Annotated in this window: 17 protein-coding genes; 8 read left to right on the forward strand and 9 right to left on the reverse strand. The window is 58.5% G+C overall.

Annotated elements, in window-relative coordinates; all coding sequences use genetic code 11:
* Nucleotides 1-52 precede the first annotated feature (52 nt).
* The 4 genes from AB7M22_RS08370 to AB7M22_RS08385 all read left to right on the forward strand — a co-directional run bounded on the left by AB7M22_RS08370 (nucleotide 53) and on the right by AB7M22_RS08385 (nucleotide 3776).
* Entirely contained in the window at nucleotides 53-907 is an 855-nt protein-coding gene (locus AB7M22_RS08370) for a LysR family transcriptional regulator (protein ID WP_454185893.1), read from the forward strand.
* A 154-nt stretch (nucleotides 908-1061) separates the two neighbouring features.
* Nucleotides 1062-2282, forward strand: coding sequence for a helix-turn-helix domain-containing protein (locus tag AB7M22_RS08375; RefSeq protein ID WP_454185894.1), 1221 nt, complete (start codon nucleotides 1062-1064; stop codon nucleotides 2280-2282).
* A gap of 50 nt (nucleotides 2283-2332) precedes the next feature.
* Nucleotides 2333-2962 carry a Vgb family protein gene (locus AB7M22_RS08380; protein ID WP_007895912.1) on the forward strand — a complete coding sequence of 210 codons (630 nt, stop codon included), beginning with the start codon at nucleotides 2333-2335 and terminating at the stop codon, nucleotides 2960-2962.
* Between the two features lie 103 nt (nucleotides 2963-3065).
* Nucleotides 3066-3776, forward strand: a complete 711-nt coding sequence (locus AB7M22_RS08385; RefSeq protein ID WP_454185895.1) for a DUF2238 domain-containing protein — start codon at nucleotides 3066-3068, stop codon at nucleotides 3774-3776.
* A gap of 116 nt (nucleotides 3777-3892) precedes the next feature.
* Here AB7M22_RS08385 and AB7M22_RS08390 read toward each other — a convergent pair whose 3' ends face one another.
* The gene (locus AB7M22_RS08390) at nucleotides 3893-4162 is read right to left on the reverse strand and encodes a hypothetical protein (RefSeq protein ID WP_008068154.1); all 270 of its coding nucleotides are present in this window, start codon (nucleotides 4160-4162) and stop codon (nucleotides 3893-3895) included.
* A gap of 525 nt (nucleotides 4163-4687) precedes the next feature.
* Between AB7M22_RS08390 and AB7M22_RS08395 the strand changes: the two genes are divergently transcribed.
* A complete protein-coding gene (locus AB7M22_RS08395; RefSeq protein ID WP_454185896.1) occupies nucleotides 4688-5749 on the forward strand; it encodes a hypothetical protein in 1062 nt (353 codons plus the stop codon).
* Between the two features lie 16 nt (nucleotides 5750-5765).
* Nucleotides 5766-6119 carry a DUF1428 domain-containing protein gene (locus tag AB7M22_RS08400; protein WP_008011747.1) on the forward strand — a complete coding sequence of 118 codons (354 nt, stop codon included), beginning with the start codon at nucleotides 5766-5768 and terminating at the stop codon, nucleotides 6117-6119.
* A 14-nt stretch (nucleotides 6120-6133) separates the two neighbouring features.
* Here the strand turns inward: AB7M22_RS08400 and AB7M22_RS08405 are convergent, their stop codons facing one another.
* On the reverse strand, nucleotides 6134-6328 hold the full coding sequence (locus AB7M22_RS08405) for a hypothetical protein (RefSeq protein ID WP_008011745.1): 195 nt from the start codon (nucleotides 6326-6328) through the stop codon (nucleotides 6134-6136).
* Between the two features lie 126 nt (nucleotides 6329-6454).
* On the opposite strand from AB7M22_RS08405, the gene thpR reads away from it, so the two are divergent.
* The gene (gene thpR, locus AB7M22_RS08410) at nucleotides 6455-6994 is read left to right on the forward strand and encodes an RNA 2',3'-cyclic phosphodiesterase (protein ID WP_454185897.1); all 540 of its coding nucleotides are present in this window, start codon (nucleotides 6455-6457) and stop codon (nucleotides 6992-6994) included.
* Between the two features lie 250 nt (nucleotides 6995-7244).
* Here the strand turns inward: thpR and AB7M22_RS08415 are convergent, their stop codons facing one another.
* From AB7M22_RS08415 to AB7M22_RS08445, 7 genes are all read right to left on the reverse strand, one after another.
* Nucleotides 7245-7502, reverse strand: coding sequence for an immunity protein (locus tag AB7M22_RS08415; RefSeq protein WP_454185898.1), 258 nt, complete (start codon nucleotides 7500-7502; stop codon nucleotides 7245-7247).
* Nucleotides 7499-9493 carry an S-type pyocin domain-containing protein gene (locus AB7M22_RS08420; RefSeq protein WP_454185899.1) on the reverse strand — a complete coding sequence of 665 codons (1995 nt, stop codon included), beginning with the start codon at nucleotides 9491-9493 and terminating at the stop codon, nucleotides 7499-7501. The genes AB7M22_RS08415 and AB7M22_RS08420 overlap by 4 nt, the downstream gene beginning before the upstream one ends.
* A gap of 656 nt (nucleotides 9494-10149) precedes the next feature.
* Nucleotides 10150-11247 (reverse strand): polyamine ABC transporter substrate-binding protein, encoded by a 1098-nt coding sequence (locus AB7M22_RS08425; protein ID WP_454185900.1) that lies wholly within the window; start codon nucleotides 11245-11247, stop codon nucleotides 10150-10152.
* Nucleotides 11248-11509: 262 nt separating this feature from the next.
* Nucleotides 11510-12394, reverse strand: a complete 885-nt coding sequence (locus tag AB7M22_RS08430) for an ABC transporter permease subunit (RefSeq protein WP_454185901.1) — start codon at nucleotides 12392-12394, stop codon at nucleotides 11510-11512.
* Complete coding sequence (locus AB7M22_RS08435) at nucleotides 12391-13272, reverse strand: ABC transporter permease subunit (RefSeq protein ID WP_454188771.1); 882 nt, start codon at nucleotides 13270-13272, stop codon at nucleotides 12391-12393. The genes AB7M22_RS08430 and AB7M22_RS08435 overlap by 4 nt, the downstream gene beginning before the upstream one ends.
* A gap of 29 nt (nucleotides 13273-13301) precedes the next feature.
* Nucleotides 13302-14444, reverse strand: coding sequence for a polyamine ABC transporter ATP-binding protein (potA, locus tag AB7M22_RS08440; protein WP_123499561.1), 1143 nt, complete (start codon nucleotides 14442-14444; stop codon nucleotides 13302-13304).
* 348 nt (nucleotides 14445-14792) lie between these two features.
* Nucleotides 14793-15554, reverse strand: coding sequence for a gamma-glutamyl-gamma-aminobutyrate hydrolase family protein (locus AB7M22_RS08445; RefSeq protein ID WP_454185902.1), 762 nt, complete (start codon nucleotides 15552-15554; stop codon nucleotides 14793-14795).
* Nucleotides 15555-15834: 280 nt separating this feature from the next.
* Between AB7M22_RS08445 and AB7M22_RS08450 the strand changes: the two genes are divergently transcribed.
* The gene (locus tag AB7M22_RS08450) at nucleotides 15835-17211 is read left to right on the forward strand and encodes a glutamine synthetase family protein (protein WP_454185903.1); all 1377 of its coding nucleotides are present in this window, start codon (nucleotides 15835-15837) and stop codon (nucleotides 17209-17211) included.
* Nucleotides 17212-17394 lie beyond the last annotated feature (183 nt).

Raw genomic sequence — 17394 nt, forward strand, 5'->3', positions numbered from 1 at the left:
TTATTTGGAATATAAATCGTGAATAAACAAGCCATTAATCACGAATAAAACTATGTTCGATGCGCTGTTGTTAAAAACATTCGTCACCGTCGTCGATGAAGAGGGTTTCAGTCGCGCAGCTGAAAAGCTGCACCTGACCCAGTCGGCGGTCAGCGGTCATTTGCGGCGACTGGAAGAACAGGTCGGCAAACCGCTGTTGAAGCGTACGACCCGTTCCCAGCAATTGACGCCCGATGGCGAGCGCCTGATCGCCTATGCGCGGACGATCCTCGCGCTGAACCGTGATGCCTGGGCGCAACTGACGCGTACGCCGTTTCACGGACGGGTGCGGATCGGGGTGTCGGAGGATTTTGTCGAACCGCGATTGCTGCGGGCTTTTCAGGATTTCGCGGCGCAGTACCCGGGCATGGAAATCGACGTGCAGGTGGGCATTCCTGGCACGTTGCTGAACCTGATGAAGCAAGGCGATCTTGAGTTGGTCATCGGTTCTCTGTGCGAAACCAGCGAAGCGGGGTTGCTACTGTGGCAAGAGCCGCTGGTGTGGGCCTGGTCGGCGCAGCCCGTCACCCAGTTACCGACACCGTTGCCGCTGGCGCTGTTTCCTGAGCCCTGTCCTTATCGTGAGATCGCGCTGAGGCGGCTGGCTCAGGCGGGGATCGCCCAACGTACGGCGATGTCATGCACCAGCACGTCCGGGTTGCGGGCGGCGGCGCTGGCTGGTTTCGCGGTAGCGCCCATGACGGTCAGTCAATTGGGGCAGGGACTGGCGGCTCTGGGTGAGGAGCAAGGATTGCCGGATTTGCCGGATGCGCAGTTTCGATTGTTTGCCTCTGCTGAAGCGGATCAGGCGATTGTGGCGGCGCTCTCTCAGCTCATTGTGGAGTATTGCTCCACGCGAAGGGCTTGACTGTCATTTTTGAGGCGACAATCGGCCCTGTAGGAGAGCTGTCGAGCCTGCGAAGTGCGATCGGCGCGCGGTCGATCAGCGTGCGGCCGGTCGGTCGTGAGATAGACTGATCAGCGGGCATCGAACGGTGGGGGTGGCAGGTGGCGCGCTTCAGATGGATTCGCTGATCACCGCTGCGGCGCGTGCGCTTGCGGCGGGTGATCCCCTCGGCGCGCTGAACCGCATCGCCTTGCGCGACGATGCGCCGGCGCTCGCGCTTCGCGGCATCGCAATGGCGCAGCTGGGTGACCTGGTGCGCGCGAAGGTGCTGGTGCGCAGCGCCGCACGTGCTTTCGGTCCGAAGGAGGCCCTGGCCCGGGCCCGGTGTGTCGTCGCCGAGGCCGAAATCGCGCTCGCCTCGCGGGACCTGAACTGGCCAACCAAGGCTCTCGACGCCGCGCGGGCGACGCTTCAGGCGCACGGCGACTGGGTCAACGCCGCCCATGCGCGGTACCTCGAGATCCGCCGCTTGCTGCTGATCGGGCACCTCGACGAGGCTGAGCACCGGCTCGCCGAGCTTGATCCAACGCCGCTACCACCCGCATCGAGGGCGGCCTACGAACTGGTCGTGGCAGGCATTGCGATGCGCCGCCTGCAAACAAAAGCGGCGCGCGCTGCACTCGAACGGGCCGGGCGTGCCGCACAACGTGCCGCTATCCCCGCGTTGACGGCCGAGGTCGAAAGCGCCGCGCGCATTCTCGACACGCCGGCGGCGCGGCTGATTGTCGGTGGCCAGGAACAGTCGCTGCTGCTCGATGAGATTGAAGCGTTATTGGCATCCCCTAAGCTGGTCGTCGACGCATGCCGGTATGTCGTGCGCGATGCAGGCTCGGCGGTTTCACTCGCCCGGCGGCCAGTGCTATTCGCGCTCGTCCGGGCGCTGGGCGAAGCGTGGCCCGCTGACGTGCCGAGGGAGACCCTGATTGCGCGCGCCTTTCGGATGAAGTTCGCGGATGACTCCCATCGCGCGCGGTTGCGCGTCGAACTCGGGCGGCTGCGCGCAGCGTTGCACCTGATCGCCGATGTCGTCGCGACCCCGCGCGGGTTTGCGCTGGTGCCGCACGATGCGCGTGACGTCGTGGTGCTGGCGCGGCCTGTCGAAGAGCAGCATGCGACGCTGCTCGCCTTCCTCGCTGACGGCGAATCATGGTCGAGTTCGGCCCTGGCGTTAGCGCTTGGCGCCAGTCAGCGCACCGTGCAACGAGCCCTCGACACGTTGGCGGTTGCCGGCAAGGTGCAGTCGTTCGGTCATGGCCGGGCCCGTCGCTGGATGACCCCGCAGGTTCCGGGATTCGCGACGGTATTGTTACTCACAGGGTTGCTGCCCAATGACTAGCATCCACTTCACCAACCCAGTGAATGCAGTCAGTGAACGAGGAGCAAGACATGAAACATTCAACAGCCGAAATCATCCGCGAATACGGGCCTTTTCCAGGCGTCGACAGCGTGCATGGCGTCACTCATGACGGCCGGCAGGTCTGGTTTGCCTCCGGCGACAAGCTCAACGCCCTGGACCCTGCGAGCGGCAAGACGCTGCGCTCGATCGATGTCGCCGCCCATGCCGGTACAGCCTTCGACGGTCAGCACCTGTTTCAGATCGCCGAGGATCGCATCCAGAAAATCGACCCACAGACCGGCCGTGTGCTCTCCACCATCCCCGCGCCCGGCGGCGGTGGTGACTCGGGGCTTGCATGGGCCGAAGGGACGCTCTGGGTGGGGGAGTATCGCGAGCGCAAGATTCATCAGGTCGACCCCCAGACCGGGGCAGTGCTGCGCACGCTCGAATCCAACCGCTTCGTCACCGGAGTAACCTGGGTCGAGGGCGATCTGTGGCACGGCACCTGGGAGGGTGACGAGAGCGAATTGCGGCGAGTCGATCCGGCCACGGGCGAAGTGTTGGAGAGCGTCCAGATGCCGGCTGGCGTCGGGGTGTCGGGACTTGAGTTCGATGGCCACGACCGGTTTTTCTGTGGCGGCGGCAACAGCGGGAAGGTGAGGGCGGTGCGCCGGCCTTGATAAGCGTTGGGGGCGGGTATCGGACCGAAATACCCGCCCAGAAAAAACGAACTTGCGAAGTGGCCGCGTCTCGAATTTAAAAGACTCGAGAAGAAGGCGCCCAATGAGCAAGTCGATCGGCGCAAAAGACCTGAGTAGTCACAGCAGACCTCTTCCGGTCATGGCGCCCAAGGAACATCCGCGATACGACCTGGCGCTGTTGATTGCATTTCTTCTTATCGTCGCAGCGCTGGGGATTTCACCCCATAGCCGAGTGGATTGGGTCTTGGAAAACCTGCTGGCCCTGCTGCTGGTGATGGTCCTGGTGGGCGTCTCCCGACGGTTCCGTCTGTCTGCCGTTTCCATCAGCTTGGTGTTCGTTTTTCTGTGTATTCATGAGCTGGGCTCGCATTACACCTATGCGCTGGTGCCCTACGACCGCTGGTGCTCAGCCTTGACCGGGGTCAGCCTGAACAAAACTCTTGGGTTGGAACGCAATCATTACGATCGGCTGGTGCATCTGACGTATGGACTCTTGCTGGTGTATCCGATTCGGGAAGTACTGGTGCGAATTACGCCGCTGCGCGGTTTCTGGGTTGGTTTTGTCGCGCTGAACATTGTGCTGTCGACCTCGGCAGTCTATGAAATCATCGAATGGATAGGCGGGCAGTACCTGGGAAAAGACACGGCGAAGGCGTTTGTCGCCGCACAAAATGACCCATGGGACTCTCAGGCCGACATGGCACTGGCCGTGGCAGGGGCGTTCTTTACGTTGCTGGTTGCCCGTTGGGGTTTGGAGCAGTTGCTCAGAAGTCTTGATGGCGATGCTCGGTGAGCACCCGGCTTTGTATCAGGATTTTTGCAGAGGCAGCGAGCATGACTGTCGCGGTTGGAGAAAGTTGGAGGCCGTGCCGGAGGGGGAGCGGCCATCACCGAGAGGCTCGCGCCCTGTCAGAAAGTGAACGCTTGTCCCGCCCGTGACGGATGCTGAGCCATTTCAGTCTCCAGCAGATGCTCAACCAGCACATCATTCAAAAAGCGGAACTGATCGTTGAGCCCGACCACTTCGTTACTGAAGTGGTTGGCCGCTGCCGGCATCAGCAAGGCCTCGAAGTGCTCGTCGAACACCAGCGCGACTGCTTTGCGAGACACGACCTGCTGCGAATAGTAGTTGCTGCCGAACACCGGGAAGCTCACGGCGAGGCTGACGGAATGAATCATGATTTTGGCTCCTCGGTTTGACCGATATCCAGCACCAAGCGGAAAAACAAGGTCAGGGTGACGGCCGTCAGGGCCAGGCAGGTCAGGAGATGGATCAACATGATTTGGCCCTCCGGTGCGGGGTTTCAACAGGGATGGGATTGATCCTGCACCTGATGGTTTTTTTGCGGAAGGCATTCGCGGCGATGGTGAATATTGACGTGAATGATGATGGCGATCTTCGGTGGTCTTGAGGGCCTATCGCGAGCAGGCTCGCTCCCACAGGGAGTGCATTCCCCTGTAGGAGCTGCCGAAGGCTGCGATCTTTTGATCTTGCTCTCCGATGGCCCCGAAAAGATCGCAGGCTGCGCCAGCTCCTACATTTGAAATGCATTCTCCTGTGGGAGCGAGCCTGCTCGCGAAGGCGTCCTTGAGGGCACCATCCATTCATCTGACGGACGGCCCCCGCCCCCGACCTATACTCAAATCAGTACGCTGTTTAGCGTCGGACACTCCGTTCGACGCAGTCTGTAGGACACCGCGATCTTGAACCTGCGTTCGCTGATCGTCGCTGTGTTGGTGATATTGGCGGGATGCGCCACGCCCACGCGTGCCCCGGTAATCGTGGTGCCAGTAGTGGTATCCCAGAGCACCTGGCAGCAGGTGGACCGGGAGATTGTCGCCGCTTCGCAACAAGCCACTGAACAAGCCAGGGTCTACGCCCGCGGGTCCATGGAGCACTGGCGCACGCGGGTTTATCAGCAAACCGAAGAAGTCTTCATTCCGTGGTTCAGCAGCTACTGGACCCAGGAATGGCTGTCGATGAAAGTCAGCTGGTACGCCATCAATGCCGGGGATGAGCAGGATGCGTCGGCCAAACGCCTGGCGGCCTATCTGCTGGAGCAGTATCACCAGCGCGTGCTGGAACCCGTGGCGGTGGAGATCGACCCCAACGCGATCCTCGGCCAGGCGACAGAGTTTTACGTGCAGTTGCTGGGGCAACAACTCGAGGCTATTTCCAAACGTCATGGCGTGCCGATGGCGCAGCTCAACGGTCGTATCCAGAAAATTCCGGCTATTTCACTGGGCCCGCCGCCCGTCCGTGACGCTTCGCTGTATCAGGTGGTGCATGCCGAGCTCAGCAAATTGCCGGCCTACCTGGCGCTGATCGAGAAGATCCACACGGCGGGCGGCGAGAAGGGTATTGCCTCGACGGACGCCGGCATGGCGCCGGTGGCCAAGCGTGCCAGTAAGCGAATGCAAGCCGAAATGGCCCCCCGAGGGGCGGCCGGCGCAGTGGCGGCAATGGCGGGGAAGGCGGCCGGTGCGCTGATCTCCGTGGGAGTGGCGGGGGTGCGCGCGATTATTCAGGCCAACGACCGGCCCGATAGCGAAGCGCTGATCCGCAGCAGCCTGGGCAATTCGTTCGACAAGGCATGGGTGAAACTGGTGGATAACCCCGCAACCGGCGTCATGGCCGGAACGCTGTACATGGCCAGGCAGATCGAGGGCAGCCTGGAGGAGACAGTCGAACCGTCGGTCGGTCTGGATGCAGGAACTGTCGATTTTAGCCACGTTGATTCGACTACCCAGCAGATCACCCCATAACCCGAGGAGAACGATCATGGCTTACGTTGATGGCTTCGTCGCTGCAGTACCCACCGCCAACCGCGAAAAATTCAAGCAACACGCACAATCCGCTGCCGAAATTTTCAAGGAAAGCGGCGCACTCAGCCTCGCCGAATGCTGGGGCGATGACGTGCCCGATGGCAAAGTGACCTCATTTCCCATGGCAGTAAAACTCAAGGAAGACGAAACCGTGGTGTTTTCCTGGATCGTCTGGCCCGACAAGGCCACCCGTGACGCCGGCATGGCGAAACTCATGAGCGATCCGCGGATGCAGCCGGACGTCAATCCGATGCCGTTCGACGGCCAGCGGGCGATTTTTGGCGGTTTCGAGATGCTCGTCAAAGCCTGAACATCGTCGCAGGATCACTCCGGCGTCGGGGTGGTCCTGCAACTCTTGCGGTTACGAATCTGGCTGTCCGTCGGCCGCTCCTTGATGAACTCGAAGCGCGGCTCGCCTTCGTTGTAGTGAACCAGCCAACCCCATTCCAGCTCGGACTCATCCTGGCCGGGCTTGGGTGGCACAGCCCACCATGGCTCTTTGCTGATGACCTGACGCATGGCGCCCTCCCGTCGATTCGGTTGCTTCAACTATAACGCGCATGCCGGGAGGTGCCAGAAATGCACTTGCTGGTGTGGTATCCCTTTGTAAAATCAAAGGGTCCCCGAAGCCTTGAGGTGCCAGACATGAGCGATGAGTCCCGTGAGCCGTTCAAACGGCTGTTCTTCGCCCTCAACTGCGCCCCCGAACAACGCCGGGCCATCGCCCAATGGCGCAGCGCGCTGGGGCTCAACATCGGGCGCCCGGTGCCGGCGGAAAACTTTCATCTGACGCTGCTGTTTCTCGGTACGGTGGGGATGGCGCAGATAGCGGGCGTCTGCGAGGCCGCCGCCAATGTCCAGATGCCCGGCGTGCCGTTGACGGTTGTGCTTGATCGCCTGGAAGTCTGGCGCCGCTCCGGGGTTCTGTTGCTGGCGCCCGAGCAGGCAGCACCTGAGTTGCTGCGGTTGGTGTATGCACTGGAGCAGGCCATGTTGCCGTTCGGCTTTGAAGACACCCGTCGGGAATTTCGTCCGCATTTGACCCTGATGCGCGACTACCGGGCACCGGTCCCCGAATCCGCTACACCGCCAGAGTTTTTCCTGCGTGCTGACCGCTTCACCTTGTTCGAATCCCATAAAGGCCGGTACCGGGCGCTGGCCGAATGGCCGCTGGTTTGTGCATAAGCCATCAAGTAGGAGGCGGATTCACATCCGCCGTCCTCTCACATACATGGACGCTTGTATCAAATAATCGTTTGTAAACTTCAAAGGCTCCCCATTTTTAAGGGCTTCAGGATTGTATCGCCCAATCATCCTGTCCACATGCGGAGCGGATTGAAAAAGTTCAAATACGGTTATGATGTCATAACCATCGCCCATAAAAAGGCCGCTGCAAAAAAAACAGCGGCCAGGTTGCGCGAATATTCCAATTGCATCAGATGTATTTTCTTTCTTTTACGAACTCCGGGTCTTTCCAGTTTGGACCTTTTACCGCAATAGGTCCTTCACCTCTAGCTAATATGCCGTCCTCGAAAAGTTTTGTGTAGATTCTCAATAAATCACCACTTGCTATACCTTCTTGTCTGTGGCGTCTAATCATCCTGTCAAGCGATGGTAGGGCTGAGTTGAGTGCGAAAACAGCAATCACATCTTCTATTGGTTCGTTTTTTACTATTTGCTCAACAGTGTTCATAGGTTGGTGCCTTTGAGATATTTTTTATAAAAAATTTCATCTTGTCTATTGGCTGCCTCGATCGCCTCAGGGCTGTACATTAACATTTCACTTTCTTGAAGTTTATAATCTTCCAGTGTCGCGGTATGGGCATTATTCCAATCGGGTGAGCCTTCTTCGGGAGAAAAATTATCAGCCAGTCCAATGGCTCGGAATCTTTCGAGCTCCCTGATTTCATGAGTGTAGTACCGTCGATCTGTATCGGTAATATCGACGATGCCACTCAGAATATTCTCAAGCCGCTCAATCATTACGTCATTCGCATCAGACTGGTCGAGCCGCGCGATATGCAGCTTCACTGCGTCAATCCCCTCCTGAGTAATCGTCGCTGTTCTCCAATCCAATTCAAGAATAGGCCCGCCAGCCTGCTCTGGATTGAAGTCACGCCCACTGTGTTCACCTTCGGTAGTCGCGCCCTCATAAGGACTGTTGAAGACGGTATAGATCGGCGGAATGCCCGACTCAATCGGGAACACCGTGACGAACCCACCAACAAAATCGTAGAGTTCCGGCTCCGGATTCGTCTCGATCCACGGGATTGCAGCCCACGGGCTCCCGCCGTTGTAGAGGACAATATTTGGCACGCTCGCCGGTAGCACCGTGGACGCGTCCCCCGGTTTTACGATGGGTGTCCAGGTCATCCCGATGGAGGAGGCGTCCGGACTGTAGGACCTGTAGACGTTACTCTGCGGATCCAGCGTGGCAAGCCGGATCGGCACGCTGGAGAGCACCAACGTTCCGTCGGTGCCCGCTACGACGAACTCCATTTCGTCGTCAGTGGTCATGGAACCCAAAACAACCGGGAGATCGATTTCTCCTCCCGATGCTGCGAGGGCCAGCAAGTCATCAGTGTTGGCCGGTGCAAGTTCCGACAGCGGGACACTTAGGGCATAACGTTCACTGTTGCCTAGCTCCGATGGATAAAGCAGTGCCGCAACCCCTGCGACAGCGGGTACCGCTGTCGCAGCAATTGTTTCGGTGATCGCCGAGACTGCGACGCGTAGTGCTGCCGTGATTGCCAAGGCGGTCCCCCGGTTGGCGGCGAGGGTTCCTCCAGCAATCGTAAACACTGGGCCGGCTGCTGCAGCGGAGCCTGATACGGGAAATGTGCGAGTAGCCAAGGCTGGTTTACGTGCCTTTTGAACTTCTGCTTGACGTCGGTTCTCAGCCGCATCCTCTGCTGCAATCCATGCCCACCTTTCGGCCTCTCGTAGGGCTTCGGCTTCCTTGCGGGCCTGTTCAGCGGCTACCGTCGCTGCAATCCGTGCACGTTCCTCGGCTACGCGTTTGGCTTCAGCCTGGGCTCTTGCCTGAGCCGCTGCCGCCGCTTTTGCGTTGGCCCCGGCAATGGCATTTTGTGTGGCTAAGCGAGCATCCAACAGCTTGATCTGCTCCGCCAGAAACTTTGCCTCGTAAGCTGCGGCATAAGAGACATTCCATTTGGTAATTGCGTTGGAATAAGCCCTTTGCCCTCCGCGACGACCAATGAGCTCGAAACCCTTATAATTAGAATCTGGAGCTTTGTGGGTCAGTGGGTCATGGCCATAATAAAGATTGGCTATTCCTATGTGTTCTTGATGATCTGTCCTTGCTTTGAAAAGTTGTAGCTTAAGCGTTCGTAACTCAATATCGAGAGCATCGGTTCCAGGGGGGAACGCTGCAGCGACGGCCGTTCTCGTTTTTGCGAGTTCGGCTTCGGTTATGTAAATGATGTTCTTGATATTTTCGTTGAAGAGCTCTTCGGTATAAGCATTGTTGTCAATCAGCCAATCAGTGGCGGAATCCATTAAGTCATATGCACGATCGGAGTGGTCGGGGCCTGACACGCCCCCAGCGCCAAATCCGAAGCCAGAAGACGAAGAAGGCGTGCGAGGTATACCTCTATTAACAAGGATGTTTTTTTTCCTGCGGCATATCGAATTCCTTTCGATCCCCAATACTGGAATGGCCATGCCGGCATTCAATGAGGACGGCCGTTCATGGTCCTGTGTGTCAGCGCCATCCAGGGCGCCGAGAAAGACTATAAGTTCCATCGTAAAAGCCGGGTAGGTGAGCGTTTCCGACGTTTATGTAGGAATAGAGAAGTTCTACTGGAGAAACATGCCCACATCGGCATGGAGGACTTTCACCTCCAAGTCGTCCGACTCACCACCATAGTGATCCGAACAGCGCCAGTCACGGCGTTAGCGCAATGCCTGGCGCACCACAAAAAAAGGCGCCCGAGGGCGCCCGAAATTCACCTTAACCGAGGAAGCCAGGTGAAGCCGTTCTTCTTCAGAGGAGTGCAGCGGTGGTAAGGCGCTGCGTGAACGGAAAAGGGGAAAGCACTTCGGTCCTGCATTGGTGCTCACATATTTTGTATACATCACCTCTATGGGAGCCGGATTCCATGTTGACTACACGACCGCTATCGCGGGCAAGCCCGCTCCCACAGTGATCAGTGTCGTTCACAAATCCTTTGATCGAAGCAGATACCTGTGGGAGCGGGCTTGCTCGCGAAAGCGGTGGGTCAGTCACCAATGATGTTGAATGTGATGGCCCCTTCGCGAGCAAGCCCGCTCCCACATTTTGGTCCGTGGTGGTCAGATATTTTGTGTTCGATTTTGAATCACTTGCCGAGCTTCACCCGCGTCCAGCCACGGGTCATCACCCGCTGAATACCGATCGGCATATCTGGAATCGCATACAACGTCGCCATCACTGCTTGCGGTGGATACGAACCCGGGTCATCGCGAATGGCTTCATCCACCAATGGCGTGGCCGCCGCATTGGCGTTGCTGTAGCCGATGTTGTTGGTGACTTCGGCGATGATGTCCGGGCGCATCAGGAAGTTCATGAACAGGTAGGCGTTGTCGACATTCGCTGCGTCCCGTGGGATGGCGACCATGTCGTAAAAGCTGCCGGCGCCTTCTTTCGGGATGCTGTATTCGATCTTCACCTTGTCGCCGGCTTCCTTGGCACGGGCCTTGGCTTGCAGCACGTCTCCGGAATACCCGACGGCGACGCAGATGTTGCCGTTGGCCAGGTCGGAGATGTACTTCGACGAATGGAAATACGCCACCGACGGGCGAATCTTCATGAACAGCGCTTCGGCTTCGGCGATCTGCGCCTTGTCCCGAGAGTTCACCGGGTAGCCCAGATAGTGCAGGGCGGCCGGGAGCATTTCTGTCGGTGAATCAAGGAAGCTGATGCCGCAGGCTTTCAGCTTCGCGGCGTTTTCCGGTTTGAACAGCAGGTCCCAGGAGTTCACCGGGGCATCGGTACCCAGCACTTCCTTGACCTTGGCCGGGTTGTAACCGATGCCGATCGAACCCCACATGTACGGGAAAGCGTGGCCATTGTCAGGGTCGCTGGCAGAGGCGTTTTTCAGCAGCACCGGGTTAAGGTTTTTCCAGTTCGGCAGCTTCGATTTGTCCAGCGGCTGATAGACGCCAGCCTTGATCTGCTTGGCCAGGAAACTGTTGGACGGCACCACAATGTCGTAGCCGGATTTACCGGCCAGCAAGCGTGCCTCAAGGGTTTCGTTACTGTCGAACACATCGTAGGTCACGCGAATGCCGGTCTCGTCTTCGAACTTCTTGACCGTGTCCGGGGCGATGTAATCCGACCAGTTGTAGACGCGCAATACCTTGTCATTGGCCTGGGCACCGGTAGCCATCGCGCCCAATAAGGACAGTGTCAGCAGAGTCCTGCCAAACATTTTCATCGGTACAACTCCATTTTCTTTTTTATTCAAATACGCAAAACAAAACAGTAAACACAAACCCTGTGGCGAGGGAGCTTGCTGTGGCGAGGGGGGTTACCCCCGTTGGGTCGCGAAGCGGCCCCCAAACCTGCAACCGAGGTGTATCAAGCACACCGAATTCTCTGGTTTTACGACTGCTTCGCAGCCGAACGGGGGCAAGCCCCCTCGCCACAACAAGCCCCTCGCCACAGTTTTTGTGTTCACGTCATTTAACTCAACAGCACTAAGCCGTCGCTTCGACTCGCTGTTTTTTCGGCTGCTGCCAGGATTCGCTGGCGGTCTGGTCCATGGCTTCCTGGATCGCCCGCTTGCGCGTGGCTTCGGCCTTGCGGCTGAAGTACCAGACCATGAACGTGACGATCGACACCGCCAGAAGAATCAGACTGGCCACGGCATTGATCTCAGGCTTCACACCCAGACGCACCGCCGAGAACACTTCCATCGGCAACGTCGTCGAGCCCGGGCCAGAGACGAAACTCGCCAACACCAGATCATCCAGCGACAAGGCAAACGACATCATGCCGCCCGCCGCCAGTGACGGCGCGATCATCGGGATGGTGATCAAAAAGAACACCTTGAACGGCCGCGCGCCCAGGTCCATGGCCGCTTCTTCAATCGACAGGTCCAGCTCACGCAAACGCGCCGAAACGACCACCGCCACATACGCTGCGCAGAACGTAGTGTGGGCGATCCAGATCGTCACCAAACCGCGCTCCTGCGGCCAGCCGATCAACTGCGCCATGGCCACGAACAGCAGCAACAGCGACAGACCGGTAATCACTTCCGGCATCACCAACGGCGCCGTCACCAGACCACCGAACAGCGTACGGCCCTTGAAACGCGTCACACGGGTGAGCACGAAAGCGGCGAGGGTGCCCAATGCCACGGCGGCAATCGCGGTGTAGCAGGCGATTTCCAGCGAGCGCACCACCGAACCCATCAGTTGCGTGTTGTCGAGCAGGCCGACATACCACTTCACCGACCAGCCGCCCCACACCGTCACCAGCTTCGAGGCGTTGAACGAGTAGATCACCAGAATCAGCATCGGCAGGTAGATAAACGACAGGCCGAAAATCAGCATGAACTTTGCAAACCCGAAGCGTTTCATCCCCGTCCCTCCATCTCTTTAGCCTGGCTGCGGTTGAACAGCAGAATTGGCACAATCAGGATCGCCAGCATCACCACCGCCAGCGCAGACGCCACCGGCCAGTCGCGGTTGTTGAAGAACTCTTGCCACAGCACCCGGCCGATCATCAGGGTCTCCGGGCCGCCCAACAGCTCCGGAATCACGAACTCACCGACCACTGGAATGAACACCAGCATGCAACCGGCAATGATGCCGTTCTTGGCCAGCGGCACGGTGATTTTCCAGAAGTTGTTGAAGTTGCTCGAACCCAGGTCCGACGCGGCTTCCAGCAAGCTCTGATCGTGTTTGACCAGGTTGGCGTACAGCGGCAACACCATGAATGGCAGGTACGCATAGACCACGCCGATGTACACCGCTGTGTTGGTATTGAGGATCTCGATCGGATGCGACGTGAGCCCGGTCCACATCAGGAACGCGTTGAGCAAACCGTTGTTGCTGAGAATGCCCATCCACGCATAGACGCGAATCAGGATCGCGGTCCAGGTCGGCATCATGATCAACAACAGCAGAACGTTCTGCGTTTCCTTGCTGGCTTTGGTGATCGCGTAGGCCATCGGAAAACCGATCACCAGGCACATCAACGTGCTTAAAAACGCGACCTTCAACGAGCCAAAGTAAGCCGAGATGTACAACTCATCTTCGGTCAGCAGCGAGTAGTTGCCGATGTTCAGCAGCAGCTGAAATTTCTGCTCGGCGAAGGTGTAAATCTCGGAGTAGGGAGGAATGGCCAGGGCCGCTTCCGAGAAGCTGATCTTCATCACCAGGAAGAACGGCAACAGGAAAAACAGGCACAGCCACAGGAACGGAATGCCGATGACCAGTTTGCGACCGCTGGGCACCAGGCGCAGGAACTGCTGATTGAAGGTTCTCATGAGCGCAGTACCACGCCGCTGTCGTCTTCCCACCACACGTAGACCTGATCGTCCCAGGTCGGGCGCGCGCCACGGCGTTCGGCGTTGGCCATGAACGACTGGACGATCTTGCCGCCGGGCAGTTCCACATAAAACACCGAGTGGCCGCCGAGGTAGGCGATGTCGTGCACCTTGCCTTCGGACCAGTTGTAGCGAGTCTCGGGCTTGAGGGTGCTGACCAGCATTTTTTCCGGGCGGATGGCGTAGGTGATCGACTTGTCTTGCACCGACGTGCTCACGCCGTGGCCGACGTAAATCTTCTGCTCAAGGTCCGGGCTGTGAATGATCGCGTGACCTTCCAGATCCTCGACCACCGTGCCGTCGAAGGCATTCACGTTGCCGATGAATTCGCAGACCATGCGGCTGACCGGCGCTTCATAAATGTCGACCGGGCTGCCGATCTGGGCGATCCAGCCCAGGTGCATGATTGCGATGCGCTCGGCCATGGTCATGGCCTCTTCCTGATCGTGGGTCACCATCACGCAGGTCACGCCGACGCGCTCGATGATCTCCACCAGCTCCAGTTGCATCTGCGAGCGCAGCTTTTTATCCAGCGCGCCCATCGGTTCGTCGAGCAACAACAGCTTCGGACGCTTGGCCAACGAGCGGGCCAACGCCACACGTTGACGTTGGCCGCCAGACAACTGATGCGGCTTGCGTTTGGCGTACTGGGTCATGTGCACCAGCCGCAGCATCTCTTCGACACGGGCGTCGATTTCGCTGGTGGGCAAACGGTCCTGCTTGAGGCCGAAGGCGATGTTCTGTGCCACTGTCATGTGCGGGAACAGGGCGTAGGACTGGAACATCATGTTGATCGGCCGTTCGTACGGCGGCATGTCGGTGATGTCGACACCGTCGAGCAGAATCCGCCCTTCGGTCGGGCGCTCGAAGCCGGCGAGCATGCGCAGCAGCGTCGATTTACCCGAGCCGGAACCGCCGAGCAGGGCGAAGATTTCCCCTTGATGGATCTCCAGGGACACATCGTCCACGGCGGTGGTTTCGTCGAATTTCTTAGTGACGCGGTCGACTTTCACCAACACCTTTTTCGGTGCCTGGTGACCTTCAAGAGCCTTCCTGTAGATGCTGGAGGCGTTTGCCATATGAAACTCCCAACAGGTTTCAGTCGTCGGGCCAACGCGGCCTGACTTAAGAGTGGATTGCAACCCGATGCCAGTCATAACGCGACCCCTTGTAGGAGCGAGGCTTGCCCGCGAAGGCGATGTATCAGTCGACATCATCGTTGCCTGATACACAGCCTTCGCGGGCAAGCCTCGCTCCTACAGGGACTTGCGTTTATCCGTACCGGCCGGGCTTATTCGGCACCGCCATCCTGGCTGCCTGGTCGTACTTGTTGTTATTGCGGTTCATCTATTACGTGAGCGACCGGCGCGCAAAGGCACGCCCGCCAGACTCACGGGGGCAGTTAAATCGTTGAATGCTTTTTGAAGTCAGCGCGTATTACGCAGCGCCGCCCGTTGCCGGCACGCGTCGCCAAACGCCTGGAAAATACTCAAATAGGGGGGATTGGAAAGCACCTGCCATTCCGGGTGCCATTGCACGCCGACGGCGAAGGCCTTGCTGTGCTCGACGGAAATTGCCTCGATCAAACCATCCGGTGCGACAGCCTCAGCGCGCAGGCCGGGAGCGAGTCGGTCGATGCCCTGGCTGTGAATCGAATTCACCTGGAACACCTGCGGCAGGTCCAGCGCTTCGAACACGCCACCCGGTTGCACACTAACCGCATGCGCCGGTGCGTACTGCACGGCCAAATCCGGATGATCCGCTTCCCGGTGATCGAGCATGCCGGGCAGTTCGTGCACCTTCTGATGCAGGCTGCCGCCGAACGCCACGTTCATTTCCTGAAAGCCCCGGCAGATGCCGAGCACCGGAACACCGGCGGCGATGGCTGCGCGCAATAAAGGAAGGGTGGTGGCGTCCCGTTGCGGATCGTGATCCGTACCGGGAGCGCTGGCCGGGCCTTGATAGTGGAAGGGTTCCACATTTGATGGCGAGCCGGTCAGCAACAGACCGTCGAGCTGCGCAAGCAGGTCATCGATTTCGGTCAGATCGCCTAAGGAAGGAATGACCACTGGCAGCCCCAAAGCCGCGACGCTGACAGCACGCAAATACTTGTCGCCGCTGACGTGGTAGGGGTGCAGGCCAATCTGTTTGATGCACGCAGTAACGCCGATCAATGGCTTGAATGCCATTTTTATCACCTCGAAGTTTCACACTTGAACGAGCTTTTCCGGAGCTTAGCCTTGTTGATTTTAATTAACAACTCTCATGTAAAAAATTCTAAACGCCGCACGTCCGATCTTCAGGATTTACGCGGTGCGCAAGACTGAGATGGCACTCTAGTGCCCAAAAAAGGCCTGAAAATAAAGGTTGAAAGGCCAAGTGTTCGCTATTGACTTCACTTTGCCTTTCGGATTGACTGGGCTCGTGAAAGGGTAGTGAACATAATAATTAACAGCTAATAGGTGCATCATGTCGGTCCCTCTGCGTGCCGTTCAACTCAACGAAGCAAACGCATTCCTTAAGAAATATCCTGAGGTTTTGTACGTCGACCTTCTGATTGCGGATATGAACGGTGTGGTGCGCGGCAAGCGCATCGAACGCACCAGTCTTCATAAGGTTTACGAAAAAGGCATTAACCTCCCGGCGTCGCTGTTTGCCCTGGACATCAACGGTTCTACGGTGGAAAGCACCGGCCTGGGTCTGGACATCGGCGACTCGGATCGAATCTGCTTCCCCATCCCCAATACCCTGAGCATCGAGCCTTGGCAGAAGCGCCCGACCGCGCAGCTGTTAATGACCATGCACGAACTCGAAGGCCAGCCGTTCTTCGCTGACCCTCGCGAAGTGCTGCGTCAGGTGGTGAGCAAGTTCGATGACATGGGCCTGACCATTTGCGCGGCGTTCGAACTGGAGTTCTATCTGATCGACCAGGACAACGTGAACGGTCGTCCGCAGTCGCCACGCTCGCCGGTGTCCGGCAAACGTCCGCACTCGACTCAGGTGTACCTGATCGACGATCTGGATGAATACGTCGACTGCCTGCAAGACATCCTCGAAGGCGCGAAAGAGCAGGGCATTCCTGCCGACGCCATCGTCAAGGAAAGCGCCCCGGCGCAATTCGAAGTGAACCTGCATCACGTCTCCGACCCTATAAAGGCCTGCGACTACGCGGTGTTGCTCAAGCGTCTGGTGAAGAACATCGCCTACGACCACGAGATGGACACCACCTTCATGGCCAAGCCGTATCCGGGCCAGGCGGGCAACGGTTTGCACGTGCACATTTCGATTCTCGACAAAGAAGGCAACAACATCTTCGCCAGCGAGGATCCCGAGCAGAACGCCACACTGCGTCACGCGATCGGCGGTGTGCTCGAGACCCTGCCGGCGCAGATGGCGTTCCTCTGCCCGAACGTCAACTCGTACCGCCGTTTTGGCGCGCAGTTCTACGTGCCGAACTCGCCAAGCTGGGGCATCGACAACCGTACCGTTGCGGTACGTGTGCCCACCGGTTCGGCGGATGCCGTGCGCATCGAGCACCGCGTTGCCGGCGCCGACGCCAACCCGTACTTGCTGATGGCCTCGGTACTGGCCGGTATTCACCATGGCCTGACCAACGAAATCGAACCGGGCCCACCGGTGGAAGGCAACAGCTACGAACAGAACGAGCAAAGCCTGCCGAACAACCTGCGCGATGCTTTGCGTGAGCTGGACGACAGCGAAGTCATGGCGCGCTACATCGACCCGCTGTACATCGACGTGTTCGTGGCGTGCAAGGAAAGCGAACTGGCCGAGTTCGAGAACTCCATCTCCGACCTTGAGTACAACTGGTACTTGCATACGGTTTGATGGGGCCACAACCCGTCAATCAAGGATAAGGGGGTGAACACAAAACCTGTGTGCACCACCAATCCCTGTGGGAGCGGGCTTGCCCGCGATGACGGCAGCACATTCAACATTGATGTCGCCTGACATACCGCCATCGCGGGCAAGCCCGCTCCCACAGGGAATTGCGGTGTTTTGATCCTTTGC

The organism is Pseudomonas sp. ADAK2 TE3594 (assembly GCF_053628675.1).

Coding starts and splice junctions, on each gene's coding strand:
- AB7M22_RS08385 (WP_454185895.1), top strand. CDS start 3,066: ATGAGCAAGTCGATCGGCGCAAAAGACCTGAGTAGTCACAGCAGACCT.
- AB7M22_RS08430 (WP_454185901.1), bottom strand. CDS start 12,394: ATGAAACGCTTCGGGTTTGCAAAGTTCATGCTGATTTTCGGCCTGTCG.
- AB7M22_RS08370 (WP_454185893.1), top strand. CDS start 53: ATGTTCGATGCGCTGTTGTTAAAAACATTCGTCACCGTCGTCGATGAA.
- AB7M22_RS08415 (WP_454185898.1), bottom strand. CDS start 7,502: ATGAACACTGTTGAGCAAATAGTAAAAAACGAACCAATAGAAGATGTG.
- AB7M22_RS08380 (WP_007895912.1), top strand. CDS start 2,333: ATGAAACATTCAACAGCCGAAATCATCCGCGAATACGGGCCTTTTCCA.
- AB7M22_RS08420 (WP_454185899.1), bottom strand. CDS start 9,493: ATGGCCATTCCAGTATTGGGGATCGAAAGGAATTCGATATGCCGCAGG.
- AB7M22_RS08445 (WP_454185902.1), bottom strand. CDS start 15,554: ATGGCATTCAAGCCATTGATCGGCGTTACTGCGTGCATCAAACAGATT.
- AB7M22_RS08450 (WP_454185903.1), top strand. CDS start 15,835: ATGTCGGTCCCTCTGCGTGCCGTTCAACTCAACGAAGCAAACGCATTC.
- potA (WP_123499561.1), bottom strand. CDS start 14,444: ATGGCAAACGCCTCCAGCATCTACAGGAAGGCTCTTGAAGGTCACCAG.
- AB7M22_RS08375 (WP_454185894.1), top strand. CDS start 1,062: ATGGATTCGCTGATCACCGCTGCGGCGCGTGCGCTTGCGGCGGGTGAT.
- thpR (WP_454185897.1), top strand. CDS start 6,455: ATGAGCGATGAGTCCCGTGAGCCGTTCAAACGGCTGTTCTTCGCCCTC.
- AB7M22_RS08390 (WP_008068154.1), bottom strand. CDS start 4,162: ATGATTCATTCCGTCAGCCTCGCCGTGAGCTTCCCGGTGTTCGGCAGC.
- AB7M22_RS08425 (WP_454185900.1), bottom strand. CDS start 11,247: ATGAAAATGTTTGGCAGGACTCTGCTGACACTGTCCTTATTGGGCGCG.
- AB7M22_RS08405 (WP_008011745.1), bottom strand. CDS start 6,328: ATGCGTCAGGTCATCAGCAAAGAGCCATGGTGGGCTGTGCCACCCAAG.
- AB7M22_RS08400 (WP_008011747.1), top strand. CDS start 5,766: ATGGCTTACGTTGATGGCTTCGTCGCTGCAGTACCCACCGCCAACCGC.